This window comes from Microbacterium sp. LMX7-1.2, assembly GCF_040675935.1.
GTDB lineage: Bacteria > Actinomycetota > Actinomycetes > Actinomycetales > Microbacteriaceae > Microbacterium.
This window is the reverse complement of record NZ_JBEGIL010000001.1, coordinates 860,849-882,039: the sequence shown is the minus strand read 5'-3', so window position 1 is coordinate 882,039 and position 21,191 is coordinate 860,849. Positions and strand designations below refer to the sequence as shown.

At 69.4% G+C, this 21,191-nt stretch carries 23 protein-coding genes; 10 read left to right on the top strand and 13 right to left on the bottom strand.

Annotated elements, in window-relative coordinates; all coding sequences use genetic code 11:
* Positions 1 to 5: 5 nt before the first annotated feature.
* Both MRBLMX7_RS04450 and MRBLMX7_RS04445 read right to left on the bottom strand, forming a co-directional pair.
* Entirely contained in the window at positions 6 to 488 is a 483-nt protein-coding gene (locus tag MRBLMX7_RS04450) for a hypothetical protein (protein WP_363366372.1), read from the bottom strand.
* Positions 485 to 1,747, bottom strand: a complete 1,263-nt coding sequence (locus MRBLMX7_RS04445; RefSeq protein ID WP_363366371.1) for a winged helix-turn-helix domain-containing protein — start codon at positions 1,745 to 1,747, stop codon at positions 485 to 487. The genes MRBLMX7_RS04450 and MRBLMX7_RS04445 overlap by 4 nt, the downstream gene beginning before the upstream one ends.
* Before the next feature lie 79 nt (positions 1,748 to 1,826).
* On the opposite strand from MRBLMX7_RS04445, the gene MRBLMX7_RS04440 reads away from it, so the two are divergent.
* Positions 1,827 to 3,023, top strand: coding sequence for an AI-2E family transporter (locus tag MRBLMX7_RS04440; RefSeq protein WP_050721490.1), 1,197 nt, complete (start codon positions 1,827 to 1,829; stop codon positions 3,021 to 3,023).
* Complete coding sequence (gene ilvA, locus MRBLMX7_RS04435; RefSeq protein ID WP_363366370.1) at positions 3,020 to 4,249, top strand: threonine ammonia-lyase; 1,230 nt, start codon at positions 3,020 to 3,022, stop codon at positions 4,247 to 4,249. The genes MRBLMX7_RS04440 and ilvA overlap by 4 nt, the downstream gene beginning before the upstream one ends.
* A gap of 64 nt (positions 4,250 to 4,313) precedes the next feature.
* Here ilvA and greA read toward each other — a convergent pair whose 3' ends face one another.
* The gene (greA, locus tag MRBLMX7_RS04430) at positions 4,314 to 4,802 is read right to left on the bottom strand and encodes a transcription elongation factor GreA (protein ID WP_363366369.1); all 489 of its coding nucleotides are present in this window, start codon (positions 4,800 to 4,802) and stop codon (positions 4,314 to 4,316) included.
* 94 nt (positions 4,803 to 4,896) lie between these two features.
* Positions 4,897 to 5,283 carry a DUF4307 domain-containing protein gene (locus MRBLMX7_RS04425; RefSeq protein WP_050721487.1) on the bottom strand — a complete coding sequence of 129 codons (387 nt, stop codon included), beginning with the start codon at positions 5,281 to 5,283 and terminating at the stop codon, positions 4,897 to 4,899.
* Between the two features lie 69 nt (positions 5,284 to 5,352).
* Here MRBLMX7_RS04425 and MRBLMX7_RS04420 point away from each other — a divergent pair, with 69 nt between their 5' ends.
* Entirely contained in the window at positions 5,353 to 5,664 is a 312-nt protein-coding gene (locus MRBLMX7_RS04420; RefSeq protein ID WP_363366368.1) for a hypothetical protein, read from the top strand.
* Between the two features lie 24 nt (positions 5,665 to 5,688).
* Here the strand turns inward: MRBLMX7_RS04420 and trhA are convergent, their stop codons facing one another.
* Complete coding sequence (gene trhA / locus MRBLMX7_RS04415) at positions 5,689 to 6,417, bottom strand: PAQR family membrane homeostasis protein TrhA (protein WP_363366367.1); 729 nt, start codon at positions 6,415 to 6,417, stop codon at positions 5,689 to 5,691.
* 97 nt (positions 6,418 to 6,514) lie between these two features.
* On the opposite strand from trhA, the gene MRBLMX7_RS04410 reads away from it, so the two are divergent.
* Positions 6,515 to 7,294 carry an isoprenyl transferase gene (locus tag MRBLMX7_RS04410; RefSeq protein ID WP_050721484.1) on the top strand — a complete coding sequence of 260 codons (780 nt, stop codon included), beginning with the start codon at positions 6,515 to 6,517 and terminating at the stop codon, positions 7,292 to 7,294.
* A gap of 187 nt (positions 7,295 to 7,481) precedes the next feature.
* Complete coding sequence (locus tag MRBLMX7_RS04405; RefSeq protein ID WP_414685086.1) at positions 7,482 to 8,864, top strand: PhoH family protein; 1,383 nt, start codon at positions 7,482 to 7,484, stop codon at positions 8,862 to 8,864.
* 174 nt (positions 8,865 to 9,038) lie between these two features.
* On the opposite strand, the gene MRBLMX7_RS04400 is transcribed toward MRBLMX7_RS04405, so the two are convergent.
* From MRBLMX7_RS04400 to xseA, 6 genes are all read right to left on the bottom strand, one after another.
* Positions 9,039 to 9,875: a DUF559 domain-containing protein gene (locus MRBLMX7_RS04400; RefSeq protein ID WP_363366366.1), complete on the bottom strand. Its 837-nt coding sequence runs from the start codon at positions 9,873 to 9,875 to the stop codon at positions 9,039 to 9,041.
* Between the two features lie 214 nt (positions 9,876 to 10,089).
* Positions 10,090 to 11,490, bottom strand: coding sequence for a class II fumarate hydratase (locus tag MRBLMX7_RS04395; RefSeq protein WP_363366365.1), 1,401 nt, complete (start codon positions 11,488 to 11,490; stop codon positions 10,090 to 10,092).
* Entirely contained in the window at positions 11,487 to 12,176 is a 690-nt protein-coding gene (locus tag MRBLMX7_RS04390; protein WP_363366364.1) for a carbonic anhydrase, read from the bottom strand. The genes MRBLMX7_RS04395 and MRBLMX7_RS04390 overlap by 4 nt, the downstream gene beginning before the upstream one ends.
* The gene (locus tag MRBLMX7_RS04385) at positions 12,173 to 12,817 is read right to left on the bottom strand and encodes a DUF4245 family protein (protein WP_363366363.1); all 645 of its coding nucleotides are present in this window, start codon (positions 12,815 to 12,817) and stop codon (positions 12,173 to 12,175) included. Before MRBLMX7_RS04385 ends, MRBLMX7_RS04390 begins: the two co-directional genes overlap by 4 nt.
* Complete coding sequence (locus MRBLMX7_RS04380; RefSeq protein WP_363366362.1) at positions 12,814 to 13,062, bottom strand: exodeoxyribonuclease VII small subunit; 249 nt, start codon at positions 13,060 to 13,062, stop codon at positions 12,814 to 12,816. Before MRBLMX7_RS04380 ends, MRBLMX7_RS04385 begins: the two co-directional genes overlap by 4 nt.
* A 45-nt stretch (positions 13,063 to 13,107) precedes the next feature.
* The gene (gene xseA, locus MRBLMX7_RS04375; RefSeq protein ID WP_363366361.1) at positions 13,108 to 14,400 is read right to left on the bottom strand and encodes an exodeoxyribonuclease VII large subunit; all 1,293 of its coding nucleotides are present in this window, start codon (positions 14,398 to 14,400) and stop codon (positions 13,108 to 13,110) included.
* 54 nt (positions 14,401 to 14,454) lie between these two features.
* Here xseA and MRBLMX7_RS04370 point away from each other — a divergent pair, with 54 nt between their 5' ends.
* The 3 genes from MRBLMX7_RS04370 to MRBLMX7_RS04360 all read left to right on the top strand — a co-directional run bounded on the left by MRBLMX7_RS04370 (position 14,455) and on the right by MRBLMX7_RS04360 (position 17,109).
* Positions 14,455 to 15,534 (top strand): 4-hydroxy-3-methylbut-2-enyl diphosphate reductase, encoded by a 1,080-nt coding sequence (locus MRBLMX7_RS04370; RefSeq protein ID WP_363366360.1) that lies wholly within the window; start codon positions 14,455 to 14,457, stop codon positions 15,532 to 15,534.
* Positions 15,535 to 15,538: 4 nt separating this feature from the next.
* Positions 15,539 to 16,330, top strand: a complete 792-nt coding sequence (locus tag MRBLMX7_RS04365; RefSeq protein ID WP_050722049.1) for an IclR family transcriptional regulator — start codon at positions 15,539 to 15,541, stop codon at positions 16,328 to 16,330.
* A gap of 254 nt (positions 16,331 to 16,584) precedes the next feature.
* Positions 16,585 to 17,109: a DUF6264 family protein gene (locus MRBLMX7_RS04360; RefSeq protein WP_363366359.1), complete on the top strand. Its 525-nt coding sequence runs from the start codon at positions 16,585 to 16,587 to the stop codon at positions 17,107 to 17,109.
* Between the two features lie 69 nt (positions 17,110 to 17,178).
* Here MRBLMX7_RS04360 and fbaA read toward each other — a convergent pair whose 3' ends face one another.
* Positions 17,179 to 18,207 (bottom strand): class II fructose-bisphosphate aldolase, encoded by a 1,029-nt coding sequence (gene fbaA, locus MRBLMX7_RS04355; RefSeq protein WP_363366358.1) that lies wholly within the window; start codon positions 18,205 to 18,207, stop codon positions 17,179 to 17,181.
* A 183-nt stretch (positions 18,208 to 18,390) separates the two neighbouring features.
* Between fbaA and glpX the strand changes: the two genes are divergently transcribed.
* A complete protein-coding gene (gene glpX / locus MRBLMX7_RS04350; protein ID WP_050721474.1) occupies positions 18,391 to 19,377 on the top strand; it encodes a class II fructose-bisphosphatase in 987 nt (328 codons plus the stop codon).
* A gap of 182 nt (positions 19,378 to 19,559) precedes the next feature.
* Entirely contained in the window at positions 19,560 to 19,859 is a 300-nt protein-coding gene (locus tag MRBLMX7_RS04345) for a hypothetical protein (RefSeq protein WP_082297394.1), read from the top strand.
* A 2-nt stretch (positions 19,860 to 19,861) separates the two neighbouring features.
* On the opposite strand, the gene MRBLMX7_RS04340 is transcribed toward MRBLMX7_RS04345, so the two are convergent.
* Positions 19,862 to 21,187, bottom strand: coding sequence for a DNA recombination protein RmuC (locus tag MRBLMX7_RS04340; RefSeq protein WP_363366357.1), 1,326 nt, complete (start codon positions 21,185 to 21,187; stop codon positions 19,862 to 19,864).
* Positions 21,188 to 21,191 lie beyond the last annotated feature (4 nt).

Sequence of the window (21,191 nt, the reverse complement as noted above, 5' to 3'; positions counted from 1 at the left end):
GCGCGTCACCACACTGTGACGGCGACGCCGTCGTCAGAACTCTCCACCTCACCGCGCACACCCCAGGACTCGGTGCGATAGGTCTCGGTGCGTGCCGCGCCATCCTGTCCTGTGCCTGTCACCGTGGCGATGAGCACCCCGCCGTCGGCCGTGAAGCCGCCGTCATCGGACAGGGTGAGTTCGGGCAGTCGCTCGATGCGGAACCTCACATCCGTCACGCTCGCGAACTCCGCGCCCCAGGGGAGGCGGATGCCGCAGCCCGCGGGCACCGCTCCGTCCGGTGCGCCGAGGGCCGTGCACTCCTCCAGATGCTCCTCGAGGGCGGCCTGCGCCTCGGCGCGCATGTCGAGCGAGACGGAAGGTGAGGGGGTCGGCTCCGGCGAGGGGGTCGCAGTCGGTGCGCCCGCCAGCGCGAGCCACACCACGACGCCCACCGCGACGATCAGCACGCCGACGCCGGCCATGATCCACCCGGAACGCCTGCTCATGCCGCCGGCTCTCGTGCGTGCACGTGGCGCCGTACCGAGGCGCTCGGCAGCGCGACGAGGGCTCCGTGCACGGCGTCGGCCGCGGTGCCCCAGCCCGACACCGAGACGTGCTCGAGCCCCTGCCATGCGGCGGCCAGTGCGAGTTCCTCGGCGATGCGGTCGGCATCCTCGAGCGGGTGCGCCTGCGGCTCCCACCAGGCGGACTGCACCTGCAGCGTCGACGAGGCGCGGTCGGCTTTGAGGTCGACGCGAGCTACGACGCGATCGCCCACGAGCACCGGGAGCGAGTAGTACCCGAACCGGCGCTTCTCGGCCGGGACATAGATCTCGATGCGGTAGTCGAGGTCGAAGGCGCGGAGCGCGCGGTCGCGGAACCACACCACCGGATCGAAGGGCGTCAGCAGCGCGGCGCTGTCGATGCGGCGGGGGAGCGCCGCATCACGATGGCGCCATGCTCGAAGGGGGCGTCCGCTGCGCTCCCAGCCTCGCACCTGGACGGGAAGGAGCTCGCCGGCGTCCACCAGGTCAGCGATCGACTGCGCCACGGCCGCGCGGTCGCGGATGCGGTAGTAGTCGGCGAGGTCGGACTGCGTCGCGACGCCCGAAGAGCGGGCGGCGCGACGCACGAGCTCGCGGATCGCCTCGGCGCGCGGGACCTCGCGGGAGAGGATCGCATCAGGGATGACGTGCTCCGCCAGCGCGTAGGTGCGCTCGAAGCCGGTGCGACCGCTGATCGCGACGTCGCCCGTGCGCCACAGATGCTCGAGCGCGAGCTTCACGTCGTCCCAGTCCCACCACGTCCCTCGTTCGCGTGGGGCGTCGGCACGCAGGTCGGCGGGGCGCAGGGGGCCGCGGGTGCGGAGCTCGTCCTGCACCCAGGTCAGCGTCCGCGGGTTCTGGCTGGGCCACGAGTCGGGTTTCGCCCAGCGCTCGCGGAACGCGTCCATGCGGAACCGCCACAGGGACCAGTCGTCGATCGGGATGAAGGTGGCCTCGTGCGCGAGGTACTCCACGTAGTGCGTCGTGCGTGACAGGAAGACCCGATCGAGCAGAGCGGGATCGTAGCTCCCGAGGCGCGAGAACAGGGGCATGTAGTGCGAGCGTGCGAAGACGTTGACCGAGTCGATCTGGAGCACGCCGAGCCGCTCCATCGCGCGATGGATGTGGCGTGCGGCGGGAGCCGCGGGCCGCGCTCGGGAGAACCCTTGGGCGCCCAGGGCGATGCGGCGCGCCTGCGCGGAGCTGAGGGTGTCGGTCACGATGCCAGCGTATTCCCGACCTCCGACATCTTGCGTCTCACCGTCGGGCGCGCGTGGTCGAGCGCCGTAGACTTGGGCGATGAGCGAAGAGCAGCGGCCGCGGCTGAGGGATCTCTTCCGCCCGCGCGCGATCTCGACGGATCGTACGGTCACCACCCAGGCGGATGAGGCGGTTCCGCGCGGACTGCGCGTGACCGCCGCCTACGCGTGGCGTCTGCTCCTCATCGCCGCTGTCGTCGCGGGCTTCATCTGGATCGTCATCCAGCTCAAGCTGCTCGTGATCCCGCTCATGGTCAGCATCCTCATCACGGCGCTGCTCTGGCCCGCCTTCCAATGGATGCTCCGGCATCGGTTCCCGCGCTGGCTCGCCGTCGCGATCTCCCTCGTCGGCACCATCGCGATCGTCACGGTGCTGCTGTGGCTCGTCATCTGGCAGATCCGTCAGCAGCTGCCCGACGTGCAGAAACGCAGCGCCGAGGCGATCGAGCAGTTCCGGCAGTTCCTCATCGAGGGCCCGCTGCACCTCAGCGAGAAGCAGATCCAGGGGTACATCGATCAGGGACTGCAGATCATCAACGAGCAGGCTCAGCTGCTCTTCAACGGCGCGCTCGCCGTCGGCACGACCGCGGCGCACGTCGTGACCGGCGCGGTTCTCGCCCTGTTCATCCTCATCTGCCTCCTCGCGGACGGCGGTCGGATCTGGCGGTGGACGCTCCGCCTGTTCCCCCGCGCAGCCCGTCCCGCGGCCGATGCGGCCGCCACCAACGGCTTCGCGACCCTCGTGAACTACGCCCGCACCCAGCTCTTCGTCGCCGCGATCGACGCGGTGGGCATCGGCGTCGGCGCCGCCCTGCTCGGCGTCCCGCTCGCGATCCCGGTCGCGGTCCTCGTCTTCCTCGGCTCGTTCGTGCCGATCGTCGGAGCCGTGGTCACCGGCGCGATCGCCGTGCTGCTCGCACTCGTCTACAACGGTCCGTGGATCGCTCTAGCGATGCTCGGAGTCGTCCTCGCGGTGCAGCAGCTCGAGGGACACATCCTGCAGCCGATCATGATGGGGTCGGCGGTGAAGGTGCACCCGCTCGCGGTGGTGCTCGTCGTCGCCGGCGGATCGATGGTCGGCGGCATTCCGGGGGCGCTGTTCGCAGTGCCGCTCGCAGCGTTCGTGAACGTCGCGGCAGTCACCATCAGCACAGGGTCGTGGCGGACCGGCCATCAACCGGACGCCGACCTGATCTGGAGCACAGTCCCGCGCGAGCGGACACGGAGGAATCGATGAGCGCAGTACCCAGCCTGGCCGAGTTCGAGAGCGCTGCTCAGGGTCTGGCTGAGGTCATCATGCACACGCCGACCTTGCACTCCCGCGCCCTGACGGACGTGCTCGGCTCACCCGTGCTGCTGAAGATGGAGAACCTCCAGCGGACCGGGTCCTTCAAGATCCGCGGCGCCGCGTACCGCCTGTCGCGTCTGAGCGAGGAGGAGCGGGCCCGTGGCGTCGTGGCGGCGTCCGCCGGCAACCACGCACAGGGCGTCGCGCTCGCGGCACAGGCCCTCGGCATCCCCGCCACGATCTTCATGCCGATCGGCGTTCCGGTCCCCAAGCTGCTCGCGACCCGCGGATACGGCGCCGAGGTCGTGCTCGAGGGCGAGACCGTCGCGACGTCGCTGCGTCTCGCCGCCGAGTTCGCCGAGCGCACCGGAGCGGTGCTGATCCACCCCTTCGACCACCGCGACGTCGTGATCGGCCAGGGCACGCTGGGGCTCGAACTGCTCGATGATGCACCCGACGTCGACACGATCGTGCTGGGCATCGGCGGAGGCGGGCTCATCGCCGGCGTCGCGGCCGCGGCCAAGGCGCGTGCGGCGCAGCGCGGACGCAGCGTGCGGGTCATCGGCGTGCAGGCCGAGAACGCGGCCGCCGTGCCGCCGTCGCTCGAGGCCGGACATCCGGTCGACATCGAGACTCGGCCGACCATCGCCGACGGCATCCTGGTCGCGCGTCCGGGCGCGATCCCGTTCGACATCATCAAGGACCTCGTCGACGAGGTCGTCACGGTGTCGGACGACGACCTCGCGCGGGCGATCCTCATCCTCCTCGAGCAGACGCGCGTCGTCGCCGAGCCGGCAGGCGCCGCGAGCGTCGCGGCGATCCTCGCGGGCAAGGTGCAGGGGAGCGGCACCACGATGGCCGTGCTCTCGGGAGGCAACATCGACCCGCTGCTGCTGCAGCGCGTGGTGTCGCACGGACTCGCCGCCTCCGGTCGGTACCTCACCATCCGCATCCCCCTGCCCGACCGTCCCGGTCAACTCGCTCGGGTCTCGGAGCTCATCGCCGAAGCCGGCGCGAACGTCATCGAGGCGATGCACACGCGGCACGGGCACGGACTGCAGATCAACGACGTCATCCTCGAGCTCAGCGTCGAGACCCGCGGACCCGAGCACTCCGAGTTCACGCTCGACACGCTCCGCACCGCCGGCTTCGCGCCGATCGTCGTTCCCGACTGATCCAGGAGCCGCACACGACGAAGGCCCCCTCCGCATGGAGGGGGCCTTCGTCGTGAGGCCGGGGTCAGCCGGTGTAGGTCTCGACCTTGACGATCTCGACGGAGATCGAGCGGCCGTTCGGGGCCTCGTACGACGACTTCTCGCCGACCTTGAGGCCGAGGATGGCCTGCCCGAGCGGGCTCGCCTCGCTGTACACGTCGAGGTCGCTGCCGGCCGCGATCTCGCGGCTGCCCAGCAGGAAGACCTCCTCGCCGCCGGCCACGACGGCGGTGACGACCGTGCCGGGCTCGACGATGCCGCGGCTCGCGGGCGCCTCGCCGACCTTGGCCGTCTTCAACAGGCCCTCGAGGGTGCGGATGCGCGCCTCCTGCTTGCCCTGCTCGTCCTTGGCGGCGTGATAGCCGCCGTTCTCCTTGAGGTCGCCCTCCTCGCGGGCGGCCTCGATGCGCTTGGCGATCTCGTCGCGTCCCGTCGTGGACAGGTGCTCCAGCTCGGCGACGAGCCGGTCGTAGGCTTCCTGCGTGAGGAAGGGAACCTGAGCGTCAGTAGACATGACGAAGCTCCTTCTTTCGGTATCCGCCGATCTACCCGGGGATATGCCAAGACGCCCCGGCACGGTGCCGGGGCGTCGTCTGTCTGCCCCGAGTCTAGGCGACCCAGCAGCTGTTCACCAAACCTGTGGTCGCCTCGGACACGGTCGGGATGCTCGCCGAGAGGGCCTGCGAATGGCTGTCGGATGCCGGGATCTCGACGACCTTCCACCCCACCACGCCGAACTCCTCGTCGAGCGCCTCGACCACGCAGACGACATCGCGACCCTGCGCCCCGGTGATCTGGAAGCGCACGTCGACACTGTGCTCGTCGACCAGGTCGAATCCCAGGTCGTCGGAGTCGACGTTGTTCATCTGCGAGGCGACCGTCATCCATCCGAAGGCGCCCACGACGAGCACGCCGATCGCGATGAGGATGATCCACGGAGCCCGCCGTCTGCGGGTGCGGCCGTAGCGGTCGTCGAGCTGTTCTGCGGTCGTCACGGGGTGGGTCTTCCGGTCGTTAGGCTGGTATCTCCAGGTTATGCGACCTGCGCAGGAAAGGCAGACTCCATGCTCGCTCTGATCGAGACCCCGATGCCGACACCGACGATGACGGTGGAACCCGAGGCGGTCACGCCGGGGTTCGTCGGCTTCGCGGCCGTGGTGATCCTGCTCGTCGCGGTGATCCTGCTCATCCTCGACATGAACCGTCGGATCCGCCGCGTGCGCTACCGCGAGGAGGTCCGGGAGGAGCTGGACGCCGAGGAGGCCGCCATGGCCGCCGATCTGGCCACCGAGACGGATGCCGACCTGCCCGAGGTGCGCGAGGGCGACGACGACCCCGAGAAGCCCGAGAAGCCCGAGAAGCCCGGAAAACGCTGACCCCGGGGCTCGTCGCTCAGTGCATCAGGCGCCGAGCGACGGCGACAGCGGATCCAGTGCGATGAGCAGGCACGCGGTCCAGTGGCACAGGAACGCGAGCACCGTGCAGACGTGGAAGATCTCGTGGAACCCGAAATGTCCCGGCCAGGGGTTCGGCTTCTTGAGCGCGTAGACGACCGCGCCGCCCGTGTAGAGCAGGCCGCCGACGATCACGAGCACCATCATCGCGACGTTCGCGTTCAGGAGGTCGACGATGTACATCACCGCGGCCCAGCCCAGCAGCAGGTAGAGGGCTACGTAGAGCCAGCGCGGCGCGTTGATCCAGAAGACGCGGAACAGGATGCCGAGCAGCGCACCGCTCCACACCAGGACCAGCAGCAGCGTCCCCTTCTCCGGCGGTAGGGCGAGCACCGCGAGCGGCGTGTAGGTCCCGGCGATGAGCAGCAGGATGTTCGCATGGTCGATCCGCTTCAGGACCACCTTGACCATCGGTCCCCAGTTGAAGCGGTGGTAGACGGCCGAGTTGCCGAACAGCAGCAGCGAGGTCGCCATGAACACCGCGGCCGCCCATTTGGCCGCGCCGCCCTGGGCGAAGACGATGAGCAGCACGCCCGCGGCGATCGCGACGGGGAACGTGCCCGCGTGGATCCACCCGCGCCAGGTCGGCTTGATCTCGACGTGCGCGTCATCGGCGGCCTCGTCGAGCAGAGGCAGCTGAGGAAGATCGGGGGCGGAGTCGGCGGGGGTGCTCACGTGCTCACTCTAGGTGCCGCGCCATTCCGCCAGGCGTACATATCCTGAGCATCCGTCCTCGGTGTTCCCCCGCCCGGCGCGGTAGCGTAGGGAGGTGATGTCACGTGAGGGTCAGGGGCGGGGTCCGCTGTACCGGCTCTACACCAGCCGGCTGCGTCGCCACCTGGACCCTGCGACCGTCCCGCATCACGTCGCCATGATGATCGACGGCAACCGCCGATGGGCGCGCCAGCTCGGTTACGACACCCCCGCCGAAGGGCATCGCGCCGGTGCCGCCAAGATGCGGGAGTTCCTGGGCTGGTGCGACGAACTCGGCATCCGCGTGGTGTCGCTCTACCTGCTGTCCAGCGACAACCTCCGCAAGCGCGACTCCGCGGAGCTCGCCGACCTCATCGAGATCATCGCCGAGCTGGCCGAGGCGCTGTCGCGCGAGGGCAACTGGCGGGTCAAGCACGTCGGGCGCTCCGACATCCTGCCGCCCGAACTCGCGCGGGTGCTCGACGACGCCCAGGAGCGCACGAAGGACCACACCGGGCTGCACGTGAACCTCGCGGTCGGCTACGGCGGACGCAACGAGATCGTCGACGCGGTGCGCAGCATCGTCACGGCGCACCAGGCCTCGGGCGGCACGATCGAAGACCTCGCCGCGCACCTCACACCGGAGATGATCGGCGAGCACCTGTACACCGGCGGCCAGCCCGACCCCGACCTCGTCATCCGCACGAGCGGCGAGCAGAGGCTCAGCGACTTCCTGCTGTGGCAGAGCGCCCACAGCGAGTTCTACTTCGTCGAGGCGCTCGGCCCCGACCTCCGCCAGGTCGACTTCCTGCGCGCCATCCGCGACTTCGCGGACCGCGACCGCCGATTCGGCCGCTGACCTCTCCGCATCCGTTCATCAACACGTAACGAATCGGCGGCGTGTCGAATCACGTGGATGTCGGTCCCTGGTCGTAGCTTCTAGGCATCGGGCAAGGCGCCCGTCGAGTCGGCCTCAGGTTCGCGACTCGTGACCCCCTGGTCGACTCGTTCGAAATAGCCGGGATTCCCCGGGTCGGGAGTGGGTCGTGACCTCACGTACAGCGCAGCAGTCCACCAGCACCGCGCAGCAGTCCACCCGTAAGACGACGAGGCGCGCGACGTCCGCGGTCCCTGATCAGGATCTCCGCACGTACGTGCTGGACACCTCGGTCCTGCTGAGCGATCCGCAGGCGCTGTTCCGGTTCGCGGAGCACTCCGTCGTCCTCCCGGTCGTGGTCATCACCGAGCTCGAGGGCAAGCGCCACGACCCGGAGATCGGCTACTTCGCGCGTCAGGCCCTCCGTCACCTCGACGACCTGCGCATCGAGCACGGTCGGCTGGACTTCCCGGTCGAGGTCGGCGAGGGCGGCACGCTCCGTGTCGAGCTCGCCAACACCGACACCTCGGTGCTCCCCGCCGGCATCCGCCTGAGCGACAACGACAGCCGTATCCTCTCGGTCGCGATGCATCTCGCGCAGGACGGGCAGGACGTCACGATCGTGTCGAAGGACCTCCCGATGCGTGTCAAGGCCGCGTCGCTCGGCCTTCGCGCCGAGGAGTACCTCGCCGAGCAGGCCGTCGACTCCGGGTGGACCGGGATCACGACGCTGGATCTCTCGGGAGACGAGATCAGCGACCTGTACGAGAGCGAGGTCGGCATCAGCGAAGACGCCCGCGGCCTGCCGGTCAACACCGGGCTCATCATCCACTCCGAGCGCGGTTCGGCGCTGGGGCGGGTCACGGGCGACGGCGAGTACCGTCTGGTGCGCGGCGACCGCGACATCTTCGGGATGCACGGACGCTCGGCCGAGCAGCGCATCGCGATCGATCTGCTGCTCGACCCCGAGGTCGGCATCGTCTCGCTCGGCGGGCGCGCGGGAACCGGCAAGTCGGCGCTCGCGCTGTGCGCAGGCCTCGAGGCCGTGCTGGAGCGCCAGCAGCAGAAGAAGATCATCGTGTTCCGGCCGCTCTTCGCGGTCGGCGGGCAGGAGCTCGGATACCTCCCCGGAGACCAGGGCGAGAAGATGGGCCCCTGGGGGCAGGCGGTGTTCGACACGCTCGGCTCCGTGGTCTCCGGCAACGTCATGGAGGAGGTCGTCGAGCGGGGGCTGCTCGAAGTGCTCCCGCTCACGCACATCCGCGGTCGCTCGCTGCACGATGCGTTCGTGATCGTCGACGAGGCGCAGTCGCTCGAGCGGAACGTCCTCCTCACGGTCCTGAGCCGCATGGGACAGAACTCGCGAGTCATCCTCACGCACGACGTCGGCCAGCGCGACAACCTCCGGGTCGGCCGCCACGACGGCATCGCCAGCGTCATCGAGACGCTCAAGGGCCACGACCTGTTCGCGCACGTCACGCTCACGAGGTCCGAGCGCTCCGCGATCGCGGCGCTCGTGACCGAGCTCCTGGAGGGTGGCGAGCTCAGCTGAGCCCGCCCGTCAGCGGATGCCGTGGGGCGGCATCCGCTGACGTCTCGGAGCGACGGTTCGGTTCGACCCGTCCAGGGCCGGTCGTTCCGGGGTGACATTTCGGGGGCCGACACGCCAGATCGCACCAGTTTCGGGAGGGAACGGGCGGCATGTGGCGAGTCGGCCCCCGAACCGTCACGCGTGGTCGCGAAGGCGTGCGGCGGCGCCGAGGACAGCGGCCTGCACTGTCGGCCAGTCGTGGACGATTTGGGCGTAGCTGAAGCGCAACGTCTCGTATCCGGCGGCCGACGCCGCGGCATCCCGCATCAGATCGCGGTGTCTTCTCGCAGCCCCGGTGTGATTCTCTCGCCCGTCGACTTCGATGATCAGACGCCCACCGACGACGAAGTCGACGCGACCGACGCCGTCAATGGCGACCTGACATGCGAGCACGAAGCCCAGAAGGTGGAGACGGATGCGGAGCAGGGACTCGAGTCCGCTCTGGGCATCGGCTCGTGCGAGGTCGACGAGCCAACGGGCATACCCCGGCAGAGCCCGGCGGATACGCTGCACCGCCGCCCGGCTCAGTCGGCCGAGGTTGAGAGCGGACTCCAGTGACGCGAAGAAGGATTCGTCTCCGCGACAGCGGTGAACGTGCACGAGAGCCGTCTCGACATCGACCGCGCCGAGCGGGACGTCGCCGCGGAAGTAGTGACCGATGCACCGGCATGCGTCGTGCTCGTGCGCGCGACCTCGGCGTCCGATCCAGACGTGTGGTCGAGGACCGTCCTCAAGCACCCAGACCCCGTGCAGGCGCAGCGCAGAGGTGCATGAGAGGGCGCCACCATGCAGAGCTGCCTCACGGACGTCGCCGTGCACGGAGCCTGTCGCGAACAAGCCGGGGCGCACGCGCTCGATCTCACCGCGGCGCACCGCGTGGGAGAGACGCTGACGCGTGACACCGAAACTCTGCAGGGTTGTCCCGCGCGCGAGACCGCCGAGGCTGGTGATGACGTCGTGAGGCGAGAGCATCGACCCAGCGTGTCGGGCTCGTCACGCCCCGGCATCCGTCGCTCGTCATCTCCCCCGGTAGTCGGGGACACATCACCGAAATCGACTCCTGTGGAGGAGATGTCGTGGGACACAGAATGGGGGCCGACACGCCAGATCTCGGTCCGGAACACGTGCCCCGGCGGTGATCTGGCGTGTCGGCCCCCGAAGTGGAAACCGGGACCGTGATCCGGAGTCAGCCCGGGTGCGTCATCGAGAGCAGGTCGAGCTTCTCGTCCAGCTGCTCGAGCGTGAGCTCGCCACGCTCGACGTAGCCGAGGTCGATCACGGCATCCCGCACCGTGATGCCCTTGGCGACCGAGTGCTTCGCGATCTTCGCGGCCGCCTCGTAGCCGATGAGTTTGTTGAGCGGCGTCACGATCGACGGGCTCATGCCCGCGAAGGCTGCAGCGCGCTCGGTGTTGGCCTGCAGACCGTCGACCGTCTTGTCGGCGAGAACGCGCGAGGCGTTCGCGAGGAGGCGGATCGACTCGAGCAGCGCCGTGCCCATGACCGGGATCGCGACATTGAGCTCGAAGGACCCGGATGCTCCGGCCCAGGCGACCGTGGCGTCGTTGCCGATCACGCGCGCGCACACCATGAGCACGGCCTCCGGGACGACGGGGTTGACCTTGCCGGGCATGATCGACGAGCCGGGCTGCAGGTCGGGGATGTGCAGCTCGCCGAGACCCGTATTCGGCCCGGAGCCCATCCAGCGCAGGTCGTTGTTGATCTTGGTGAGCGAGACGGCGATCGTGCGCAGCGCGCCGGACGCCTCGACGAGGCCGTCGCGGGCTCCCTGCGCCTCGAAGTGGTCCTTGGCCTCGGTGATCGGCAGCTCCGTCTCGGCCGCGAGCAGTGCGATGACCTTCTGCGGGAAGCCGAGAGGGGTGTTGATGCCGGTGCCGGTGGCGGTGCCGCCGAGGGGCACCTCGGCGACGCGGGGGAGCGCCGACTGCACGCGCTCGATGCCGAGGCGGATCTGGCGTGCGTAGCCGCCGAACTCCTGGCCGAGCGTGACCGGAGTCGCGTCCATGAGATGCGTGCGGCCGGACTTGACGGCGTCCTTCCACAGCTCGGCCTTGGCCTCCAGGGCGACCGCGAGATGGTCGAGGGCCGGGATGAGCGTGTCGATCAGGGCCTGCGTCACGGCGATGTGCACCGAGGTCGGGAAGACGTCGTTCGACGACTGCGAGGCGTTCACGTGGTCGTTCGGGTGGACGTTCGCGCCGAGGATGCGGGTCGCGAGCGTCGCGAGGACCTCGTTCATGTTCATGTTCGACGACGTGCCGGACCCGGTCTGGTACGTGTCGACCGGGAACTCGCCGTCGTGCGCACCGGTGGCGACCTGGTCGGCGGCCTGGGCGATGGCGTCGGCGATCCCGCCGTCGAGGGTGCCGAGGTCCTTGTTCGCGAGCGCTGCGGCCTTCTTGATGCGCGCGAGCGCGGCGATCTGCGCCGACTCCAGTCCCTTGCCCGAGATCGGGAAGTTCTCCACGGCGCGCTGCGTCTGCGCCCCGTAGAGCGCGTTCACGGGTACCCGCACCTCACCCATGGTGTCGTGCTCGATGCGGTACTCCTGCTGGGTGTCGGTCATTCCGAACCTTCCTTGGTTGCGGGGCTCAGCCCCTCGGTCTCGATTCCGTCGGTCTCGATGCCCACCGTGATGACGGGCACGGCGGTGCCCTCCGCCAGCCGGTAGTTCGCACCCACGATGCCCAAGCGGCCCTCCGCGACGGCGTTCGAGATGATCTCGGACGACTGCAGCAGGTCGCCGACCGTGTTGCGCAGGTGCTCTCGGCCGACGAGTTCGGCGTCGATCTCGTCGACGGTGCTCCCGCCGCTCTCGGCGAGGACCTTGCGGGCGGCGGGGACGATCGGGGCGACGAGTTTCCAGATGTGCGGGGGGAGCGGGGCCGCGTCGATCGCGGTGCCGTCGATCGCGGCGCGCACGGCGCCGCACGAGTCGTGGGCGAGCACGACGATGAGGGGCACTTCGAGCACGGCGACCGCGTACTCGAGGCTCGCGACGATGGATTCGCCGATCACCTGACCGGCGTTGCGGACGACGAAGAGGTCGCCGAGGCCGAGGTCGAAGATGATCTCGGCGGCGAGTCGCGAGTCCGAGCATCCGAACAGCGTCGCGACGGGATGTTGGGCTTCGGCGAGGTGGCGACGACGCGCGACGTCCTGATTCGGATGCCGGGGCGCGTCATCGACGAACCGCTGGTTGCCGTCCTGCATCTGCTTCCAGGCGGCAGTGGGGGTGAGCGTCTGTGTCATGAGGACTCCGAGAGTTCGCGGATCTGGGGAACGAGGGACTCCGCGAGCTCGGCGGTCGAATCGGCCGATCGTGAGCCGTACAGGAGCACGTAGTCGTCGCCGGCCTGCGTGCCGATCGCGTAGGTGATGTTCTGCTTCGCGCCGGCGTCGCCGAGCGAGTAGACATCCCACTCGAGCCCGCCGATCGTCGTCGTGTCGGTGGGCGCGATGCCGTTCAACCGCTGCGGGGCCCAGGACGAATCGGCGTCGAACGCCTGGGCGAACTTCACGAAGCCGCGCTCCTTCTCGGATGCGGGGGCCAGCGTGACGTCCCACACCACGGTCGCGCCGCTGGTGAGACCTGCGGCGTTGACCCGCCAGAAGTCGTCGTCGATCGGGACGATCACGGGGCTGCCCATAGTGGTCTCGACGTCGGCGGCGATGCGGGCGACATCGATCGTCTGGGGGGATGCCGGCTCGCCGCGTGGCACCGCGAACACGATCACGGCGACGATCGCGAGGGTGGCGATGAGCGCTGCGACGAGTCCGCGGATGGTCTGGCTCGACCGGTAGGCCCGGCTGAACTCCGCCTTGCGGGTCGCCGTCTCCTCCGGGGTCTCCGGGCGGCCGAGTTCGGCGACGACGGGTGGGCGCTTACTCACGACGCATCCTCGTCGGGATCATCGGATGCTGCGGCGCGCGCGGCGTCGAGGCGGCGCTTCGCGCCCAGGAGCCACTCCTCGCACCGCGCCGCAAGGGCCTCGCCGCGCTCCCACAGGGCGAGCGACTGCTCGAGGGTCGGCGCGCCCTGTTCGAGCTCCGACACCACCTTCACGAGCTCGTCACGCGCGGCCTCGAACGACAGCGTGTCAACGGGGGTGTCGTTCAGCGCACTCACGCCTTCCATCCTACGCGGTGCGCGGGGGCGCTCCTGCGGGCGGGCAGGCGTCGATCACGCGGGCCGGGGATCGGCGCTCTCCGCGATCTCGCCCTCCGAGCGGGCCGCGATCGAGCCTCGGTCGACCGTGATCGTGAGGGCGCTTCCGGCCGGGGCGTCGGCCGCGTCGCGGAGGATCACCCCGCCGTCGAGGTGCGCGATGGCGTAACCGCGGGCGAGCGTCGCGGCGGGCGACAGCGCTCGCAGCGACGCGCGCAGCTCGCTCGTGGCGCGTCCGGCGGCGTCCAGCCGTCGGGTGACGGTGTCGCGTCCGCGGGAGAGCAGCAGCCAGACCTCCTGGGAGCGTGCGTCGATGATCGGGTCGGGGGAGCGCAACGCAGGCCGCGACCGCAGCTGCTCGAGCTGGGCGATGTCGTGCGACACGCGCTGCGTCAGTCGCATAGTGGCGCGTGAGCGGAGCTGGGCGATGAGTGCGCGCTGCTCGCTCACGTCCGGGACGACGCGCTTCGCGGCGTCGGTCGGCGTCGAGGCGCGGAGATCCGCCACGTCGTCGAGCAGCGGGTGGTCGTTCTCATGCCCGATCGCGCTCACGACGGGTGTCTTCGCCGCCGCGACGGCGCGAACGAGGCGCTCGTCGCTGAACCCGAGGAGCGTCTGCGGATCTCCGCCTCCGCGCGCGATCACGATCACGTCGACGTCGGGGTCGGCATCCAGGCGCGCGAGCGCCGCCAAGGTGTCGGGCACGCAGCGGTCGCCCTGCACGGCCGCGTACTCGGTGCGGAAGCGCACCTGAGGCCAGCGCAGCTCCGCGTTGCGGTGCACGTCCTTCTCGGCATCCGATCTCTCACCCGTGATGAGGCCGATCATGTGCGGCAGGAACGGAAGCCGCTTCTTGCGGGCGGGGTCGAAGAGTCCCTCCTGGCGCAACTGCACGCGCAGGCGCTCGAGCCGTTCGAGCTGGTCGCCGAGCCCGACGTGCTTCATCGCGGAGACCGCGAAGCTGAAGTCGCCGGCCTTCACGAAGTAGTCGGCCTTGACAGCCGCGACCACGTGGTCGCCGACGCCGAGGTCGTTCGGGATGCGCGCACGCACGCTCGACCAGATCCGGATCGAGATCTGCGCGTCGGAGCGCGTGTCCTTGAGTCGCGCGAAGACGTTGCCGGAGCGGACGTTCCAGGACGTGATCTCGCCCTCCACCCAGACGGTGTTCCAGCGCGCCACGAAGTCGCGGATGGTCGCGTTGAGCCGCGCGACGGAGGTAGGAGCGTCGGCCGAGGAGTCGCGCGGGGCGACGGCGTCGGCCGGCGGGGTCTCTCCCGATCTCGTCGACGCTTCGAAGACGGTCATCCGCTCACTGCACCTTCCCGGTCCCGCTCAGGCAGCCGACGGTAGAATCGGAGTGTGACTTCGACTGCCGTTCATCTCCCCGCCCCGCGTGTCCCTCGAGTGCGTGCGGCTGCCGGGCGGCTTCAGGATAACCCGGTCACCGGACACAAGCGCGTTCTGCTCGCGGCACCGCGTGGTTACTGCGCCGGCGTCGACCGCGCCGTGGTCGCCGTGGAGAAGGCGCTCGAGCGCTACGGTGCGCCGGTGTACGTGCGCAAGCAGATCGTCCACAACATCCACGTCGTGACCGAGCTCGAGGCGCAGGGCGCGATCTTCGTCGAGGAGGTCGATGAGGTTCCCGAGGGCGCACACGTGGTGTTCAGTGCGCACGGCGTGTCGCCCGCGGTCGTGAGCGCGGCATCCGATCGAGGTCTTCACGCCATCGACGCGACCTGTCCGCTGGTCACCAAGGTGCATCGCGAGGCGGTGCGCTTCGCGCGTGACGACTTCGAGATCCTCCTGATCGGCCACGACGGCCACGAGGAGGTCGAGGGCACGGCGGGCGAGGCGCCGAACCACGTCACCGTCGTGAACTCCCCGGAGGAGGCCGACACCGTGCAGGTGAAGGACCCGAAGAAGGTCGTGTGGCTGTCGCAGACCACGCTCTCGGTCGACGAGACCATGGAGACCGTCAACCGGCTTCGCACCCGCTTCCCCGATCTGCAGAACCCGCCGTCCGATGACATCTGCTACGCGACGCAGAACCGCCAGGTCGCCATCAAGAAGGTCGCCGCGAACGCCGATCTCGTCATCGTCGTCGGATCCTCGAACTCGTCGAACAGCGTCCGTCTGGTCGAGGTGGCCCTCGAGTACGGCGCCAAGGCCGCCTACCGCGTGGACTATGCGGAGGAGATCCAGCAGGAGTGGCTCGACGGCGTCGAGACCGTCGGCGTGACGAGCGGGGCCTCGGTGCCCGAGGTCCTCGTGCGCGAGGTCCTCGATGCGATCGGCGATGCCGGCTACCGCGACGTCGAAGAGGTGAAGACGGCCGAGGAGGACCTCATGTTCTCCCTGCCGAAGGAGCTGCGCCAGGATTCGTCCGGTCAGCGTGACGCTCGCGCTCTGGGGGGACGCGCATCTGGCGGAAGCGCGTAGGACGATGAGCGCCGCGGAAGCGGAGCCGACCCTCATCGGGTCCGTGCAACGCGCGTTGCGCCTGGTCGACATCGTCGCCAACTCTCCGAGGCCGCTCCAGGTCAAGATGCTCGCGGCGATCACGGGTCTCACCCTCGGCACGACCTACAACCTCGTGCGGACGCTCATCCACGAGGGCTACCTGTCCAACGAGCCTGACGGCCTCGTCCTGGGTTCGCGATTCCCGGCGTTCCAGACCGAGGCCGATGCACGGGGCGTGTTCCTCGCGCGGGTGCGCTCCGCGCTGCGCGAGGTGACGGAGGAGGTCGGCGCCACGGCGTACCTTTCTCGCTTCCACGACGGCGAGATGCACCTGGTGGACATCGTGGACGCCGTGCGCAATCCGCGCATCGAGCTGTGGGTCGGCCTGGATGCGAGCGCCCATGCGACGGCACTCGGCAAGCAGATCCTCACGGACCTCTCGGACGAGGAGCGCCTCGACTACCTCTCGCGCCATCGTCTCGAGGAGTTGACGCCGCGGACGATCAGCGATCGGCGCACCCTGCTCACGCAGCTCGAGCACTCGCCGGGCTTCACGGTCGACCAGGAGGAGTACGCGATCGGGAACACCTGCGTGGCCGTGCCCGTCGTGGCGCCGAACGTCTCCGCATCCCTCGCGATCTCCCTCCCCGCCGACCATGCGGTCGTCGACAGGGCTCTCGTGACATCCCTGCAGCGCACCGCGCGACGGCTGTCCCTGCAGCTCGGAGCCGACTCTCTCGATGGAGCCCTCCCGGCCGGCGAGTTCTCGATCTGAGGCCGTTTCACCATCTGAAGAAACGGCTCTGGCGGCCCGCTCCGTGCGTCCCTACGCTCGAAGATGTGGACGTCTGTGCGAACGACGTCCACAGGTGGCGGGGCGTCCCCAGTGTCCTGTTCCACCAGGACGGCGGGTGTCCCCAGTGCTCGCCGTCCGCGGCCCCGAGGATTCCCCATGCCTCCGGGGCCGTCATCGTCTTCGGGCCCTTCCGGCTGGGAGCTGCTCCGATGCGCGCCGGATACCATGTCGGGATGAGCGATCAGCGTCCGCAGTACGGGGAGCTCGCGACTCCCGAGGAGCAGCGCAGGGCCGCCGGCCTGCCCCCTCTGGATCAAGCGCCTCCCGTGCTGGTCGAGCAGGCGCCTGTCGCGCCCGCGGCTGTCGAGGCGCCCGTGAAACGCTCGCACCCGGTGGACCGGGTCATCACGATCGGTCTGCTCGCCTACGGCCTGATCAACGTCGTCATGACCGGTCTGTCCTATCTCGACTTCACGTCGGCCATGAACGAGGTCATGCGCATCGTGGGCGTCGAGGGTGAGTTCACGAACTACGCTCAGGGCAGGCTCTGGGGGACCGTCGCCGCGATCGTCCTGGTCATCGGCTGGTCGCTCACCGCCGCGGTCTCGATCCGCAGACTGCGTCGCGGCCTCGTCGCCTGGTGGGTGCCGCTCGTCGGAGCGGTGGTCACCATGATCGCCACGTCGATCTGCGTCGCGATACCGCTCATGGGAGATCCCGCGTTCATGGAGTACATCGCACGCAGTTCGGGCTCCTGAGCGTCGTCGACTCGGATACACGGATGCCCCCGGCCGCTCGGCCGGGGGCATCCGTCGTCTGAGCGCGGGTCAGCTCTTCGACTGGCCGTAGGAGCCGAGCTGGCGGGTGGACTCCACGACGCGGGCGGCCATCGCCGTCTCGGCGATCTTGCCCCAGGCGCGCGGGTCGTACTGCTTCTTGTTCCCGACCTCGCCGTCGACCTTGAGGACGCCGTCGTAGTTCTTGAACATGTAGTCCGCGATCGCCCGCGTGTAGGCGTACTGCGTGTCGGTGTCGATGTTCATCTTGATGACGCCGTTGGCGACCGCGAGCGCGATCTCCTCGTCGGTCGAACCCGAGCCGCCGTGGAAGACGAGGTCGAGCGGCTTCTCCGAGGTGTTGTACTTCGCGGCGACCTGCTGCTGGATCTCGCCCAGCAGCTCGGGGCGCAGCTTGACGCCTCCGGGCTTGTACACGCCGTGCACGTTGCCGAACGTGAGGGCGGCGATGTAGCGGCCCTGCTCGCCGAGTCCCAGCGCCTGTACGGCCTGGTCGACGTCGGCGAAGGTCGTGTAGAGGGCCTCGTTCGATCCCTCGTGCGCGACGCCGTCCTCCTCGCCGCCGACGACGCCGATCTCGACCTCGAGGATCGCGTTGATCGCCTTCATGCGGGGGAGGAGGTCCTTCGCGATCTCGATGTTCTCGGCGAGCGGCACGGCCGAGCCGTCCCACATGTGCGACTGGAAGATCGGGTTGCGACCCGCCTTGACCTCGTCCTCCGAGGCGGCGATGAGGGGCTCGACGAAGCCGGCGAGCGCATCCTTGGGGCAGTGGTCGGTGTGCAGGGCGACCGTGACCGGGTAGTTCTTGGCGACCTCGGTGGCGTAGCGCGCGAATGCGAGTGCGCCCGTGGCGCGCGCCTTGACGGTGTGGCCGGCGAAGTAATCGGCACCACCCGTCGTGACCTGGATGATGCCGTCGGAGCCGGCCTCGGTCAGGCCCTGGAGGACGGAGTTGATGGTCTGCGAGCTCGAGACGTTGAATGCGGGGTACGCGAAGCCGCCGGCCTTCGCGCGGTCGAGCATTTCGGCGTACTGATCCGGGGTGGCGACGGGCATGAGAACTCCTGCGATAGGTGAAGCCGGGACAGCAGTCACTCTATCGGGGAGGACTCGTGGATGCCGCGGAGCAGACGCCGGGGGATGCGATCTCCTGCGCTGGTGTTAAGAATCGCGATTCCTTCGTGGTGCGAGACGCGTAAAGGAGGCGTTTGCGCGCGCTCGGCTGGCTATGCTGACCGCATGGTGAGTCTGACGGCCGATCTGAGCCCCCTGCGTCCCGACCGAAATCTCGCAATGGAGCTGGTGCGTGCGACCGAGGCCGCGGCCATCCGCGCTGTGCCGTTCATCGGCCGCGGCGCCAAGGAGGCTGCGGACGGCGCTGCCGTCGACGCCATGCGGGCCTTTCTGGGGACGGTGGCGTTCCAGGGCCGTGTCGTGATCGGCGAGGGAGAGAAGGACAACGCGCCGATGCTGTTCAACGGCGAGGAGGTCGGCACGGGTGTCGGCCCGGAGTGCGACATCGCCGTCGACCCGATCGACGGCACGTCCCTCACGGCCGCCGGTCGGCAGAACGCCCTCTCCGTCATCGCGGTCTCCGACCGCGGCTCGATGCTCGACGCGTCGAGCGTCTTCTACATGGACAAGCTCGTGACGGGACCGGCCGGCGTCGGCGTCGTCGACATCCGCCTCCCGATCGGCGAGAACATCCGCAAGCTGGCCGGCGCTCTCGGAAAGCCGGTCGACGAGATCGTCGTTTCGGTGCTGAACCGTCCGCGCCACGAGAAGCTCATCCAGGAGATCCGCGACGCCGGTGCAGGAACCCGCCTCATGAGCGACGGCGATGTCGCCGGTGGCATCAACGCCGCCCGTCATGCGGCCCGCACCGACATGTGCGTGGGCGTGGGCGGCAGCCCGGAGGGCATCGTGACGGCCTGCGCGATCAAGGCGCTCGGCGGTCACATCCAGGGGCGGCTGTGGCCGCGTGACGACGATGAGCGTCAGCGCGGGATCGACGCGGGTCTCGACATGGACAAGGTCTACGAGGCCGACGACCTCGTGCGGGGCGACAACACGATCTTCGTCGCCACGGGGGTCACCGACGGCCAGCTGGTCGGTGGAGTGCGTCGTGAGGGCGGCTACATCTACACGGAGAGCGTCGTGCTGCGCGGCGCGTCGGGAACGCTGCGTCGGATCGCTTCGGAGCACCTCGTCTCCAAGTGGCTCTGAGCCCCTTCCTGAGCCCTATCCTGAGCCCCGCTCGGAGCCGTTCGTCGGGGCATCGTTACCGACCCGTCATCCATCGTTCGAGGCCCGAAACCGGGTTTGCGCGCCCCTCATGGCACAATTGAGCCTGGGTTTGTCGCCGTCGACGGAGCCGCCAGGCACCGCAGGCTGAGGAGGGCGAGCACATGGCAACGCAGCACACGAGCGGAATCCCCGCACGGACGAAGATCGTCACCACGAACACCGGTCGAATCCTTCGGGTGAACGTCGACGAGGCGTCGGCGCCGGGAGCAGCAGCGCCCGCAGCGTCCACGTCCGCCCCTCCGGCTGTCGTGGTGACGGACCCTGCTCGCCGTGCGGACGTGCTGTTCCGCAAGCGTCGGGACGAAGGACACGAGCTCAGCTCGTGGTGGATGGTCGGCGCGTTCGTCGTCACGAGCGGGCTCGTCATCCTTTTGCTGAGCGGCGTCCCCGGCGTCGCCTGAGATCAGAGGCGGTGGGTCGCACCGCTCGAGTCCAGCCGGCCGCGGACCTCGCCGACGTCCGCCCGGAGAAGCTCCTCGTCGGTGCGTTCGTTCGCACGCTCGTCCGTGCGAACGTCCATCTGCTCGTCGGAACCGTCGGCGCGGGCGCTCGCCTCGTCGCCGACCAGCTCGGTCGCGGTGAAGCGGCGGGGCTGCGCGGTGACCCGGGCGGGGGTGCTGTCGAGACCGGACGCATCGATGCCGGGGAACTGTCGCGCGGTGACGAGCACCCGGCTCTCGAGCGACCCGGCGAAGCGGTTGTAGGTGTCGACCGTGCGCTCCAGCGCTCGACGCAGGTCGTCGGCATGCCCGGCGAGCACGCCGAGGCGGTCGTACAGCTGCGTGCCCAGCGTCAACAGGGCGCGCGCCTCGGTAGACACCTCCTGCTGCGTCCACGTGTAGGCGACGGTCTTCAGCACGGCCCAGAGGTTCACGGGCGAGGCCAGTGCGACGCGCTGGCCGAACGCGTGATCGAGCAACGTCGGATCCTCATCGATCGCCGCGGCCAGCAGAGACTCGCTCGGCAGGAAGCAGATGACGAACTCCGGCCCCGCCTCGAGCCCTGACCAGTACGCCTTCTTCGCGAGGGCGTCGATGTGAGCGCGCACGGCTTTGACGTGCTTCTGCAGCAGTGCGCGGCGCTGAGCCTCATGCGCGTCCTGAAGAGGGAGTGCTGACGCCTCCAGGTAGGCGTCGAGCGGCACCTTGGCGTCGACGGCGATCGAGGCTCCGCCCGCGAGCCGGATCACCATGTCGGGGCGTCCCTGGCCGCGGTCGGAGGTGATGGTCGTCTGGAGGTCGAAGTCGACGTGCCGCGTGAGTCCGGCGGCCTCGACGACACGCCGCAGCTGAGTCTCGCCCCAGACGCCGCGGGTGGCCGTCGAGCGAAGCGCACCGGCGAGGGATTCCGTCGTCGCCCGCAGGGCCTCATCTGATTCCTGCGCGCGTCGCAGTTGTTCGGCGAGGGAGCCGAACTGCGCCTGACGGTCGGTCTCCATCGCCGCGACCTTGCTCTGCATCTGCTGCAGGCTCTCACGCACGGGTGCGAGAGCCGTCAGCACGGCGTTCTGCTGCTGCACGCGCTGCGCCTCGGCTCGCTGCTCCTGACGTCCGTGCTCGACGGCATCGCGATAGAGGTCGTACTGACGGTCGCGGTCGTCGCGCGCGGCAGCCAGCTCGGCCTCCGCGCGCGCGATCTCCGCCGCGCCGCGCCCGGAGCGCAGCATCCACCCGACGGCACCGCCGACGAGCAGCGCCACCAGGAGGAGAACGATCGTGAGAGCATCCATGCGT